The organism is Tetragenococcus halophilus subsp. halophilus DSM 20339, assembly GCF_003841405.1.
GTDB lineage: Bacteria > Bacillota > Bacilli > Lactobacillales > Enterococcaceae > Tetragenococcus > Tetragenococcus halophilus.
Genome location: NZ_PXYA01000001.1, coordinates 373269 through 386775 on the forward strand (window position 1 = coordinate 373269; position 13507 = coordinate 386775).

At 35.7% G+C, this 13507-nt stretch carries 15 protein-coding genes; 13 read left to right on the top strand and 2 right to left on the bottom strand.

Annotated features, from left to right (window positions below; genetic code table 11):
• Positions 1-173 precede the first annotated feature (173 nt).
• From C7K42_RS01760 to cbpB, 8 genes are all read left to right on the top strand, one after another.
• Entirely contained in the window at positions 174-911 is a 738-nt protein-coding gene (locus C7K42_RS01760; protein ID WP_014124702.1) for an amino acid ABC transporter ATP-binding protein, read from the top strand.
• A gap of 71 nt (positions 912-982) precedes the next feature.
• Positions 983-1798, top strand: a complete 816-nt coding sequence (locus C7K42_RS01765) for a transporter substrate-binding domain-containing protein (RefSeq protein ID WP_014124703.1) — start codon at positions 983-985, stop codon at positions 1796-1798.
• A 12-nt stretch (positions 1799-1810) separates the two neighbouring features.
• Positions 1811-2452, top strand: a complete 642-nt coding sequence (locus C7K42_RS01770; RefSeq protein WP_103099709.1) for an amino acid ABC transporter permease — start codon at positions 1811-1813, stop codon at positions 2450-2452.
• Between the two features lie 23 nt (positions 2453-2475).
• Positions 2476-3132 carry an amino acid ABC transporter permease gene (locus C7K42_RS01775; protein WP_014124705.1) on the top strand — a complete coding sequence of 219 codons (657 nt, stop codon included), beginning with the start codon at positions 2476-2478 and terminating at the stop codon, positions 3130-3132.
• 114 nt (positions 3133-3246) lie between these two features.
• A complete protein-coding gene (racE, locus tag C7K42_RS01780) occupies positions 3247-4068 on the top strand; it encodes a glutamate racemase (protein WP_373852847.1) in 822 nt (273 codons plus the stop codon).
• Positions 4058-5407: a ribonuclease PH gene (rph, locus tag C7K42_RS01785; protein ID WP_103099711.1), complete on the top strand. Its 1350-nt coding sequence runs from the start codon at positions 4058-4060 to the stop codon at positions 5405-5407. The genes racE and rph overlap by 11 nt, the downstream gene beginning before the upstream one ends.
• A 1-nt stretch (position 5408) precedes the next feature.
• Entirely contained in the window at positions 5409-5921 is a 513-nt protein-coding gene (locus C7K42_RS01790; protein ID WP_014124708.1) for a metallophosphoesterase family protein, read from the top strand.
• A 202-nt stretch (positions 5922-6123) separates the two neighbouring features.
• A complete protein-coding gene (cbpB, locus tag C7K42_RS01795; RefSeq protein ID WP_014124709.1) occupies positions 6124-6618 on the top strand; it encodes a cyclic-di-AMP-binding protein CbpB in 495 nt (164 codons plus the stop codon).
• A 130-nt stretch (positions 6619-6748) separates the two neighbouring features.
• Here cbpB and C7K42_RS01800 read toward each other — a convergent pair whose 3' ends face one another.
• Positions 6749-7690, bottom strand: coding sequence for a mechanosensitive ion channel family protein (locus tag C7K42_RS01800; RefSeq protein WP_014124710.1), 942 nt, complete (start codon positions 7688-7690; stop codon positions 6749-6751).
• An 87-nt stretch (positions 7691-7777) separates the two neighbouring features.
• Positions 7778-8533, bottom strand: coding sequence for an enoyl-ACP reductase FabI (gene fabI / locus C7K42_RS01805; RefSeq protein ID WP_014124711.1), 756 nt, complete (start codon positions 8531-8533; stop codon positions 7778-7780).
• 195 nt (positions 8534-8728) lie between these two features.
• On the opposite strand from fabI, the gene fabZ reads away from it, so the two are divergent.
• The 5 genes from fabZ (at position 8729) to C7K42_RS01830 (ending at position 13501) form a co-directional block, all read left to right on the top strand.
• A complete protein-coding gene (gene fabZ, locus C7K42_RS01810; protein ID WP_014124712.1) occupies positions 8729-9166 on the top strand; it encodes a 3-hydroxyacyl-ACP dehydratase FabZ in 438 nt (145 codons plus the stop codon).
• A 169-nt stretch (positions 9167-9335) separates the two neighbouring features.
• Positions 9336-10427, top strand: a complete 1092-nt coding sequence (locus C7K42_RS01815) for a DUF871 domain-containing protein (RefSeq protein ID WP_014124713.1) — start codon at positions 9336-9338, stop codon at positions 10425-10427.
• Positions 10428-10558: 131 nt separating this feature from the next.
• Positions 10559-11503: an alpha/beta hydrolase gene (locus C7K42_RS01820; RefSeq protein ID WP_050989816.1), complete on the top strand. Its 945-nt coding sequence runs from the start codon at positions 10559-10561 to the stop codon at positions 11501-11503.
• 94 nt (positions 11504-11597) lie between these two features.
• Positions 11598-12914: a GTPase ObgE gene (obgE, locus tag C7K42_RS01825; protein WP_014124715.1), complete on the top strand. Its 1317-nt coding sequence runs from the start codon at positions 11598-11600 to the stop codon at positions 12912-12914.
• Positions 12915-12949: 35 nt separating this feature from the next.
• Positions 12950-13501, top strand: a complete 552-nt coding sequence (locus C7K42_RS01830; protein WP_014124716.1) for a DUF1269 domain-containing protein — start codon at positions 12950-12952, stop codon at positions 13499-13501.
• Positions 13502-13507: the final 6 nt, after the last annotated feature.

Below are 13507 nucleotides of genomic sequence, written 5' to 3' on the forward strand. Positions count from 1 at the left end.
CAAAATAAATTTCATACGATAAGTAAGCTAACATGAGTTTGTTAGGAATAAAAAATTTTCGTCTTTCTGATTAAAAAAACTTTACAAAAAGGAATTTGTAAGATTATAATGTTGATTAGCTGTTTATTAGAAAAATCTTATTAATTTTAAATAAAAAAAGGGAGTGTGAAAATATGTCAATGATTGAATTTAAAAACGTTGAAAAATACTTTGGTAATTTCCATGCTTTAAAAAATATTAATCTTACATTTGAAAAAGGCGAAGTAGTAGTGGTGATCGGACCTTCGGGATCTGGTAAAAGTACGCTTTTGCGTACAATCAATGGGTTAGAAATGATTACTTCGGGGAATCTTCTGATTAATGATCAAGATATTCGTAGTAAAAAAACCAAATTAACAGAAATAAGAAAGAATATTGGCATGGTTTTTCAACACTTTAATTTATACCCTAATAAAACTGTACTGGAAAATATTACTTTAGCACCTACTAAAGTTTTAAACAAAAGTGAAAAAGATGCAGGTGATACAGCAGAAAGTTTACTTGACCGAGTGGGGATGTTGGATAAAAAAGATTCTTACCCTTCAACGCTTTCTGGTGGACAACAACAACGTGTTGCTATTGCAAGAGGGCTAGCGATGCAACCAGAAATGCTTTTATTTGATGAACCAACTTCAGCGCTTGATCCGGAAATGATCGGTGATGTATTAGATGTTATGAAAAAAATCGCTCATGAAGGAATGTCAATGATCGTTGTTACTCATGAAATGAACTTTGCTAGAGAAGTAGCCGATCGTGTCATCTTTATGACCGACGGAGAAGTATTAGAGGATAGTCATGATGTGGAAAGCTTCTTTAAAAAACCAAAAGAAGTGCGAGCACAACAATTTATTAGTAAAGTTGTTAATCATTAACCTGTTATTTCTAAACTATAGATTTTTACATAAGTTTTTGAAAAAACTGGTCTAAAAAAGGAGGAAAAGCAATGAACAGGAAAAAAATATTTTCCTTTTTAACCCTTTTAATGACTGTATTTGCATTATCTGCTTGTAAATCAGAAAGTATTGCAGATAGAGATGTCTTGGAAGTTAGCGAAGACTCAAACGAAATTATTTGGGGGGTAAAAAATGATACTCGCTTATTTGGCTTGATGGATATTTCCTCACGAGAAGTAAAAGGGTTTGATATTGACATGGCCAAAGCGATCACCGAAAAAATTCTAGGTCGAGATGGGCAAGCAACTTTTGTGGAAGTTACCTCAAAAACACGGATTCCTTTATTAAAAAATGGTAATATAAATGCTATTATCGCAACGATGACCATTTCTGAAGATCGGAAAAAAGAAGTTGATTTTTCTGATGTTTATTTTGATGCAGGCCAATCTCTTTTAGTTAAAAAGGGAAGTCCTATTACCGATGTTGAATCTATTGAACCAGGAATGACAGTTTTGGCCGTGAAAGGCTCAACTTCTACTGAAAATATTCGTGAGCACTCTCCTGAAGCTAATGTGATCGAATTAGAAAATTACGCAGAAGCTTTTACAGCTCTACAAGCTGGCCAAGGTGATGCTATGACAACTGATAACGCAATTTTATTAGGGATGGCAAGTGAAAACCCTAATTACGAATTAGTAGGGGGAACCTTCACTAACGAGCCCTACGGAATTGCCGTAGATAAAAACCAAGAAGACTTTTTAAATGCGATAAATGAAGCGTTAAAAGAAATGCATGAAGATGGAAGCTATGATGAGTTATATGAAAAATGGTTTCCAAATGATGACGAGGGTAGAGTCAGTGAATAAGGAGGAGAAGAGATGTTAACTTTATTTCAGAACTACTCGACAATATTTTTTGATGGATTTAAAATCACCATACTCTCTAGTTTAATTGCTTTATTTTTTAGTCTAGTAATTGGTACTTTAATGGCGATTCTACAGCTTTCTTCAAACAAAGTTGTTAAGGGTTTAGCAAGAGCTTATGTTGAATTTTTCCGCAATATTCCTTTGTTGATTATAGCGATGTTTTTTTACGTCGTTTTACCAATGTACAGTCTACCCTTTACTGGCTTTCAAGCAGGAACGATTGGGTTGACGATTTATACTTCTGCTTTTATTGCTGAAACAGTACGTTCGGGTATCCAAACTGTACCTAAAGGTCAAACTGAAGCTGCTTTATCTTCAGGATTTACTTATGTACAAGTGATGCGCTATATTATTTTACCGCAAGCTTTCAAAATTGTTATCCCACCATTGGGCGGACAATTTATAAATCTAATTAAAAATTCCTCAATACTTGCGATTGTTGCAGGTTTGGATCTGATGTATCAAGGAGATTTGATCGCAAGTTCAACCTTTATTACCTTTGATACTTATATTATCGTAGGAATTTTTTATTTAATTTTGACATTACCGTTATCTTATTTGATGAGTTATCTAGAAAAACGTTTAAATGTCTAGTTTAGGAAGGAGAGAAGCAGCTCATGGATTTTATAGGAGCATTTTCATTCGATAATCTGCGCTTTTTATTAGATGGCTTGCAGGTCACTGTTTCGGTATCAGCTATATCGATTGTACTTAGTTTTTTGATCGGCGTATTGGCTGGCACATTGCGTTTTTCAGATATCCCTGTTTTTTCTAAAATACTAGGCTTAATTATAGATATTATTCGAAATTTGCCTTTATTATTGATCATTTTCTTTACTTATTTTGCACTACCGCAAATAGGTATTCGTTTTGATATTTTTTGGTCGGCAGTAGTGGCTTTAACAATTTTTGAATCTGCTATGCTTTCTGAGATTTTCCGGGCCGGTTTGAATGCAGTACCTAACGGGCAATTTGAAGCAGGTCTTTCCACAGGGCTAAGTTATATACAAACGATGGTAATTATTATTATTCCACAAGCATTTCGTTCAATGATACCAGCGATTATCAGTCAGTTGATTTCTTTAGTAAAGGACTCTTCTCTGGCAATTATTATTTCGCTACCGGAATTAACTCACCATGCTAGAATCATTTATGGACAAGATACAAATTATGTTTTACCGATGTTTGTGGCTATGACAGCTAGTTATTTTGTGATTTGTTACTTGCTATCATTACTGTCTAGATACTTGGAGCATAAACGTTATAAATACTAAAGAAAAAGCTCATCTTTTATAGATGGGTTTTTTTGCTTAAAGCTTGAAAAGTTTTAAAAAAAAGTACACAATATAGAAATGAGTGTGTTTAAAGAAAAATAAGGGATGACAAATATGAATGATCGACCAATTGGATTTATTGACTCCGGTGTGGGTGGTTTAACTGTTGTAAAAGAAGCGATGAAACAATTACCCAACGAAAATTTTATTTATTTAGGGGATACAGCACGTTGCCCGTATGGACCAAGGCCTAAAGAGCAAGTAATTGAATTTACTTGGGAGATGACGCATTTTTTATTGGAAAAAAATATTAAAATGTTGGTTATTGCTTGTAATACAGCGACTGCGGTGGCTTTAGACACGATTAAAGATCAATTGGCTATACCGGTTGTAGGCGTGATCATGCCAGGAACTAGGGCTGCAGTTAAAGCAACTAAAAATAAGAGGATTGGTGTGATTGCTACTCAAGGAACTGTTAAAAGTGCTTCTTATGAGCGCGCAATCAAAGAAAAATTCTCTCAAATTCGGGTTGAAAGTCTTGCTTGTCCTAAATTTGTCCCCATCGTAGAAAGCAACCAATTTCACTCTTCAGTGGCTAAAAAAGTCGTTTTTGAAACATTACGTTCATTTAAAAATAAACATTTAGATACTTTGATTTTAGGATGTACACACTATCCTTTATTACGTCCGGTAATTCAAGATGTTATGGGAAAAGATGTTACTTTAATTGATTCTGGCGCAGAAACGATCAGTGAAGTTAGTATGCTTTTAGATTATTTTAGTATTGCTAATGCTGAAAATAAGAAAAAAGGGGATACTACTTTTTATACGACGGGTTCAACTCAATTATTTGACCAAATTGCTCAAGACTGGCTGGGTAAAACGATGGCTAGTTCAAAACAAATTGCTCTAGGAGGCACAGATCATGCGTCATGATGGTAGGTATTTTGATCAATTACGGAATATAAAAATAAAGACAAATGTTTACAAACAACCTGAAGGGTCGGTTGTTATCAATTTTGGTAATACACAGGTTATTTGTTCAGCCACCATTGAAAACACAGTTCCACCATTTCTTAAAGATAGCAATACAGGTTGGGTAACAGCAGAATATAGTATGTTACCGCGCGCAACACAAACTAGAAATAAAAGAGAAAGTGTCAAAGGAAAATTAAAGGGACGTACAATGGAAATCCAACGTTTAATTGGACGTTGTTTACGTGCTGTGATCGATTTGGATAAATTGGGTGAACGTTCGATCATCATCGATTGTGATGTAGTACAAGCCGATGGTGGCACAAGAACTGCTAGTATCACAGGTGCTTTTACCGCTTTACGTTTAGCAATCGATAAGTTATTACAAACGAATGAGTTAAGCGAAGATCCTGTAAAGGAATTCTGTGCGGCTATCAGTGTCGGTATCTTAGCCGATGGTAGTTGTGTACTTGATCTGGATTATGAAGAAGACAGCCTTTGTGCCGTAGATATGAATATTGCTATGACTGAATCCGGCCGTTTTATAGAAATTCAAGGTAATGGGGAACAAGCGACCTTTGATCGTTCTCAACTAAATGAATTATTATTGTTGGCAAAACAAGGAATTGATACATTAGTAACCAGACAAAAAGAAGCATTATATGCAAACGTAGAGCAAAAACAAGACGTGAATGCACAAACTATAGTGATCGCTACTGGAAACCCGGGCAAAGCCAGAGAGTTTTCTACAATGTTTCATGAGGCTGATTATAAGGTCAAAACTATGAAAGACTTTCCGGAGTTGTCCGAAGTTGCAGAAACGGGGACTACTTTTGAAGAAAATGCCCGACTGAAAGCGGAAACGATCGCAAATATTTTACAATGTCCTGTTTTAGCAGATGATTCTGGGATAAAAGTTGACATTTTAGATGGGATGCCAGGCATTTATTCAGCACGTTTTGCAGGGGAAGAGAAAAATGATGCAGCCAATAACGCAAAACTACTGCATGAATTAACAAATATTGCCGATGAACAAAGAAAGGCTCAATTCCATTGTACACTGGTATTTGCGGCACCTAAAAAAGAAAGCTTGGTTGTTGAGGCTGACTGGCCAGGTCGAGTCGCTCGTATTCCGCAAGGTGATAACGGTTTTGGTTATGATCCGCTTTTTATACCAGAGGGCTTAAATGAGTCAGCTGCAGAGATGAGTGAAAGTGAAAAAAATAAGGTAAGTCACCGTGCACAAGCATTAAACAAGTTACAGAACCAATGGCAAGATTGGCTAGAAGGAGGAAATTAGTTTGAAATATTTAGTTGTTAGTGATAATCACGGAGATCGTCAAATTCTAGTGGATCTATTTGAACATTATAAAGATCAGGTTGATTATATCTTTCATTGTGGGGATTCTGAGCTAGCAGAAGATGATTCAGTATGGAAAGGTGTTTATGTCGTTACTGGCAATACTGATTTTGATTCTCAGTATAAAAAGTTTCAAGTAGTAGATACAGGAAAAGACATTGTTTATCTAACGCATGGGCATCTATCAAGTGTGAAAATGGGAATGACCCAGTTGGATATGCAGGCACAAGAGTATCAAGCAAATATTGCTTTATTTGGTCATACACACCAGCTTGGCTGTGAAGTTAATAAAGGACGTTTATTCTTAAACCCAGGGAGCATTTTACAGCCTCGTGGAGCATTTCCAATAAAAACTTACGCCGTTATTGAAAGCACAGAAACTTCTTTTCAAGTACAATATTATGACCGAAATTTTGAAGCACTGGAAGATCTTTCATTTGAGTTTAATAAGTAGAAAAAAGTGCTCAAAAGTTGCTTTTATCGGCTTTTGAGCACTTTTTGATAAGTTTTTAATTTAAATGTAGGAGATTTTTTATAATTGAGAATAAAAAGTGAATAGTTATTATAAATTTTTAAAGAAAGCGCTTTTTCTTCTTTTCTACATTATTTTAAGGTATAATAAAAGATGTAGTTTTGTTAGAAATGGAGGCAGTAGATTGATTGGGAAATATACAAAATCCTTACTTTTAGAAAACAAAGATTCATTTTTGATCCCTTCAGACAATGTGGCGACCGTGCTATATAGCCATCCTTTAGAGCACGCGTTATTAGTTTTATCAAAAGTAGGATATAGCAAAATTCCTGTGTTAGATTCATCGGATCATTTGGTAGGTCTTATCAGTTTAGCAAATATCGTAGATAAAATGATGGATATTGATGGTTTTAACTCAAATGTTCTAGATGGGCTTTTAGTATCTGACGTGATGGAAGTTAATGTTGCTTCATTACAGCAAGAAGATGATTTAGAAGATGTGCTTCATTTATTGGTAGAGGCTTCTTTTTTACCTATTGTTGATGCCAACAATACTTTTGAAGGAATTATTACGCGAAAAGAAATATTAAAATCGGTAAATCATCTCGCACATGAATTAGAAAAAAGATATGAATTTATACCAAGGGTAAATGAAATAAAAGAAGAATTGAATATTTAAAAACAAGTATAAAAAACTGAACTATATATGATACCATCTGCTAACTATTGCTTCGTTGCAACAATGAACCTAGCAAATCGTAGGAGCAGTATCTATATAGTCAGTTTTTTTAAGGTCTGTTATTCCTTACTTAGATATTAATAGGTGAGGATGGAATAGAATATCCATCGTTTGTCAATTCTTGTACTGAGGTACTTAGTAATTCTTCCTCCAGCTTGTATTGTTGACCATTTTCGACATACATTATTGTTCGAACAGCAAAATTACTATTTCCTAAGTCAACAACACCAAAAATATACGGCGGGGTTTGGATATAATCAGAATACTCATCAACGATTTTTTGATTGGCTCGTTCTATTGATTGTTGAATTCCTTCAATTCCTTCTTCTGGACGAACCCTTACATTGACTAATACACGCATGTCAAAACGTGAAGTGTTACTAATCGTAGTTATATTACGGTTAGGAACGAAGTGTACGGTTCCATCGGCTGACTGTAACTGAAGCGTTCGTAATCCAACGGAAATAACTGTTCCTTCAAGCCCCAGATCCGATAGCCCGATATAATCACCAACGTTAAATTGTTGCTCGATAATAATGAAAAAACCCGTGAAAATATCACTCATCAGCCCCTGCGCACCGAGACCAATGGCTAAGCCAGCAATTCCAGCCCCAGCTAAAAGAGACCCTACAGGAATACCCACTGAAGAGAGCAATGAATACACATAAAAAAAGCCTAATGTGTAATGTGCGACGTTTTTTGCCAACGTGTTCATCGTCTTTACTCGTACTTCACTTTGCTTTTTCTTTTTATTAAGGCGAAAGCCTCGATTAATAAAGTAGTCGGCTAAGCGCAACAAAACAAAAAATAAAATGGTTAAAGCAATAATAGTAATTACTTTTGAAATGAGTGTACCTGTTACATCTTCCCAGTTGATATTATTCCACCAACGCTGAAAAGCGTTTAGTTTTTCTGTTGTCGGTTCTATGACCGTTGAATCCGAAGTATCGACAGTAGAATTAGTATTAGCTGTCGTCGCAAGGATTTTTTGCGCTCCTATAAGTAAAGACATATGATGATCCCTCCAAAATTAATGCTTAATTATTGTAACAAGCTTTTTGAAAAAAGAAAATCAAAAAAGTATAGGAGTAAACAAAAATTAAGATAAATGTACACCCTTATCGACAAAGACGGTTTCTCCGATAACACCACTGGCTAAAGAACTCACTAAAAAGGCACAAACATTACCAATTTCATTCGTAGTAACACTTATTTCATCAGCTGTGCGGTCTTGAGATAGTTGAATTAATTTTTGATAATCCTTAACGCCTGTTACAGCTAATGTCTTCACTGCGCCTGCAGAAATAGCATTAACATGTACCTGATCTTGCGCAAATTCGGTTGCTAAATAGCGGACAGTTGCTTCTAATGAAGCTTTGGCAATGCCCATCATATTATAATTGGGAACTGAACGTTGCGAACCGAAATAAGTCAATGTGACAATACCACTATTTTCAGCCAATAAAGGTTTTGCATAATGTGCTACAGCAATTAGGGAGTAACTACTGATATCTTGTGCAAGAGCGTAACCTTTACGAGAAATGTCAGAAACATTTCCTTGCAAATCATTTTTATCAGCAAAAGCAATTGCGTGAACAACACCATTGATTTCACCGGCATAGTCTTTAATTTGTTCAAAAGCACTTTTAATACTGTCATCATCAGCAACGTCACATTCAACTAGATATTCATCACCGTTGAGAATTTTTTCTAAAGATTTTTTCATCCGATCATTTTGATAGGTATAAATCACTTCGCCACCTTGTTCAGTGATAGCTTGTGCACAACCCCAAGCAATACTTCTTTTATTAGCAACGCCCATGACAACAATTTTTTTTCCAGTTAGAAAGCCCATAAATACACTCCTTAAATAAAATAGTATAATAATTTCAAGTACAATTCATGAAAAGGTTCATGATTTCTTATTATTAGATAAAATTGTTTGATTGTCAAACTAAATTTACTTAATTTATTCTTTTATTGCGAAATAAAAGAAAGTGTGTTAGTTTGATAATCAAAGTATTCAAGCAATTTGAGAGGGATAAATGAAATGGAAAAATTTTTAACTGAAGAAGAAGTAAAAAAGGTAATACCTAATCGCTATCCGATTCTTTACATAGACTATGTCGATCATATTGAATCAGGTAAGAAAATTATAGCGACAAAAAATGTGACGATTAACGAAGATTTCTTCCAGGGGCATTTTCCTGATAATCCGGTAATGCCAGGCGTGTTAATCTTAGAAACCTTAGCTCAAGCAGGCTCGATTTTGATTTTGAAATCTGACGAATTTCAAGGAAAGACAGCCTACATTGGTGGAATAAATAAAGCAAAATTTCGGCAAAAAGTACTAGCAGGGGATACTTTAAAACTTTCCTTTGAGATTACTAAAACGAAGGGATCTGTAGGTACGGCCGTAGCTAAAGCAACGGTTGAAGATAAAATAGCTGCTGAATGTGAATTTACTTTTATAGTTGGCGATGAATAAAAAAAGACCGAAAGCGACTAGATTATTGCGTCGTTTCCGGGTTTTTTTATTAGTAAATCAATAAGTTTGGCAAAAATAATTCTAAAATCTATAAAATTAAGATATAGACCACTTGTTAGCGCTTTGTTATAATACAATGAAGTAACATCTTATTTATAGGAGGGAATTTATGGGAAAATTAGGTATCTCACTTTATCCTGAACGTTCGAATTTTGCAAAAGACGAGGCGTATTTAGATTTAGCGTATAAATATGGTTTTAAGCGTGTGTTCACTAGTTTATTACAGATCAAAGAAGAAAAAGATAAAGTATTGGCTGATTTTAAACAAGTGGTAGACTATGCTAATACTTTAGGTATGGAAGTTATGGTGGATATTAATCCTAGCTTGTTTGAACAATTAGGAATTTCATACGATGATCTTTCTTTTTTTCATGAGTTAGGCGCAGATGGGGTTCGTCTGGATTTGGGATTTACGGGGGCTGAGGAAGCTCAAATGACGCGTAACCCTTATCATTTAAAAATAGAAATCAATATGAGTACCGGAACAAATTACGTAGACAATATTATGTCCTTTTCGCCTAACAAGGAAAATCTGCTCGGTTCTCATAATTTCTACCCTCACCGTTATACAGGGCTAGGTTATAAGCATTTTGCTTATTGTTCTGAGAAATTTCGTCATTATAATTTAAATACGATGGCTTTTGTTAATTCACAAGCAGCAACTTTTGGACCTTGGCCCACACAAGATGGACTCTGTACTTTAGAAGAACATAGAACGTTGGCCATTGAAACACAAGTAAAACACTTACTTCTGACAGGCTTAATTGATGATATCACCATTGCGAATGCTTATGCTTCAGAAGCTGAATTACAAGCAATGGCTGAAAGTTTTTATGCGCTTTATCCAACTTTGCGAGTGGATGCAGCTGACGATATTACAGAAGATGAGCGGATTTGTTTATTTGATAACTTGCATAGTTATCGCGGGGACGCCTCTGATTATTTACTGCGGTCAACAATGACTCGTGTTTATTATAAGGAAAAACCTTTTCCTGCACATAATACAAAAAATATGAAGCGCGGCGATGTACTGATCGATAATGTAGATTATGAGCAGTATAAAGGAGAGACACAGATTGCTTTACAAGCTATGCAAAATGACGGTCGCGTCAATGTCGTAGGTAGTATTTCTAAAGAAGATTTATTTTTACTCCAGTTTTTAAAACCTTGGTCTAGTTTTCGTTTAATTGAAAATAAATAAAATTATTGGCTAGAACGTAAAATTGACGTTCTAGTTTTTGTTTACTGTATAAAAATTATGTAAACAAAAACGCAAAGTATTTTTATTTCTTGGTTTTTTTTCGTATACTAGACTGGAAATTTTTAATAGTGATGAGGAAAAAGATAGTGAAAATTTTAAAATGGTTTATTTTTATTCTAGCAATTTTAACAATAGGGGGTCTACTTTACGCCGGTAATTACTTTTACGAATATGCTGTTATTCCCTCGGAAAAAGATTTTTTAAGTTCGGATACAGAAACCAAAACTACTGAGACACAAAAAATTGAAGACTGGTATACAAATGATAAAAATCGCGAACAATGGACCTTGTATTCAAAAGACGGTTTGAAATTGTCAGCATTCTTTTTGCCGGCGGAAAAACAGGAAGGAAAAACAGCGATTTTGGCTCACGGCTATATGGATACAGCTGAAACGATGGCAGAATATGCTAAAATGTATCATGATATGGGCTATAATGTATTAGTTCCTGATGCGCGTGGACACGGCAATAGCGAAGGTGATTATATTGGTTTTGGCTGGCATGAGAGAAAAGACTATTTGCAGTGGATTGAGCAAGTTTTACAAAAACAAGGTGAACAGGAAAAAATCACGCTATATGGTGTCAGTATGGGGGCGGCTACGGTGATGATGGTCTCTGGTGAAAAACTTCCTGAAAATGTGGTTTCGATTGTAGAAGATTGTGGTTATACCTCTGTCAAAGAAGAATTAACTTATCAGTTAAAAGATCAGTTTGATTTGCCTGCCTTTCCTATGATTCCAATTACAAGTTTAGTGACCAAAATTCGCGCAGGTTATTTCTTTGATGAAGCCGATGCAAGCAAACAATTGGCTAAAAATACACGTCCCATCTTTTTTATTCACGGAAAAAAAGATAAATTTGTTCCTTTTTCTATGTTGGATGAGCTTTATCAAGCCACAAACGCACCAAAAGAAAAGTGGGCAGTGGATAATGCAGTTCATGCGGATAGCTATAATCAAGATCCAGCTCTTTATCAAGATAAAGTACAAACTTTTTTAGAAAAGTATGATAAGTGAGTAGTAAGGAAATGATGGACAAACACACAAATGCTAGGTACAATAGGAAAGGTTCAAGGATAGTCAGTATGTATATAGAATGGAGGACACAAGTATGTCCATGTTTTTAGATCAAACAACAATTGACGTAAAAGCAGGAAACGGCGGTAATGGAATGGTTGCTTTTCGTCGGGAAAAGTTCGTTCCTAACGGTGGCCCTGCTGGTGGTGATGGCGGACGTGGCGGCGATGTCATATTAATTGTAGATGAAGGCTTACGTACGTTAATGGATTTTCGTTATAATCGACATTTTAAAGCTTCTGCAGGCGAAAATGGGATGCATAAAAATATGCATGGGCGCTCTTCACAAGATCTTTATGTTAAAGTTCCACAAGGCACTATTGTGCGTGATAAGGAAACAGGGGAACTTCTTGGAGATTTAGTAGAGGAAGGACAAATGTTAACTGTTGCAAAAGGTGGACGTGGCGGACGTGGTAATGTTCACTTTGCTACGCCAAAAAACCCAGCGCCTGAGTTGGCGGAAAATGGTGAGCCGGGTATAGAAAGAAAAATAGAACTAGAACTAAGAGTATTAGCTGATGTGGGCTTGGTTGGTTTTCCTTCGGTTGGAAAATCTACTTTATTGTCTATTATTTCAGCAGCTAAGCCTAAAATCGGCGCTTATCATTTTACGACGATCGTTCCTAATTTAGGTATGGTATCTACTTCAAATGGGGCTAATTTTGTTATTGCAGATTTACCAGGATTAATTGAAGGCGCCTCTCAAGGTATAGGACTAGGTATCCAATTTTTGCGTCATATAGAAAGAACACGCGTGATCTTACATGTGGTTGATATGAGCGGTATGGAAGGGCGCGACCCTTACGAAGACTATTTGACCATTAATCAAGAATTGTCTTCTTATGATCTTCGTTTATTAGAACGGCCTCAAATTATTGTCGCTAATAAAATTGATATGCCAGGCGCAGAAGATCAGTTAAAAGAGTTTAAAGAAAAATTAGCGCAACAATATGCAAATGAAAACAGCGAAATGCCTTTAATTTTTCCAACTTCTGGTGTAACAAATCAAGGGATAGATCCTTTGGTGAATGCTACAGCCGATTTACTAGAAAAAGCTCCTGCCTTTTTCCTTGATGAAAAAGTGGCAGAAACAGAAGATGTTGTACAATATGGCTATACTCCTGAAGAGTCAAGCTTTGAAATTCAACGTGATCCAGATGCAACTTGGGTGTTAACAGGAAGAAAATTAGAAAAACAATTTGAAATGACAGATTTTGAACACGAGGAAGGAATTAGACGCTTTACCCGACAATTACGTAAAATGGGTGTTGATGAAGCTCTACGCCAACGAGGCGCGCAAGATGGTGATTTAGTAAGAATTCGTGACTTTGTTTTTGAATTTGTTGAATAAATAGTATGCAATAAAGTTCTAAGAGGAGGAAGCAAATGACAAGACGTGTGATTATTATGAACTTTGAGGAAAATGCACAAGCCTACCAAGCATTTTCAATGATTAAAAAAGCGCAAGGAAATAAGGACCTCAGTGGTGAGCAGATGGCGGTTGTTACACACTCGGCTAATGGCCAACACCAATTCGATGTAGAAGACTTTATAGATTTTACCGGTACAAATCAAAGTTCAAAAGGCGGTCTTATCGGAATGATGGTAGGTCTTTTAGGCGGTCCTTTAGGGATTCTTTTGGGCTGGTTCGGCGGCAGTGTGATTGGAGCTTCTAGGGATAGTAAGGAAATTCGTGAGGCGCATACGATTTTTGATTTTGTTGGTAAGAAAATAGATGCTGGTCAAACAGGTTTGATTCTGATTGCAGATGAAACAGATAATCGTGTGCTTAACCAACTTATTATGATGGAGATAGGCGGAGAAATTGCGCGTTTTGATTTGGCAGAAGTACAAGAAGAAATCAAAAAAGCACAAGAAGTAGAAGAAACGACCAAGGAAAATACAAAACAAAAATGGGATGAAAAGCATCAAAAGTAAAGCGAT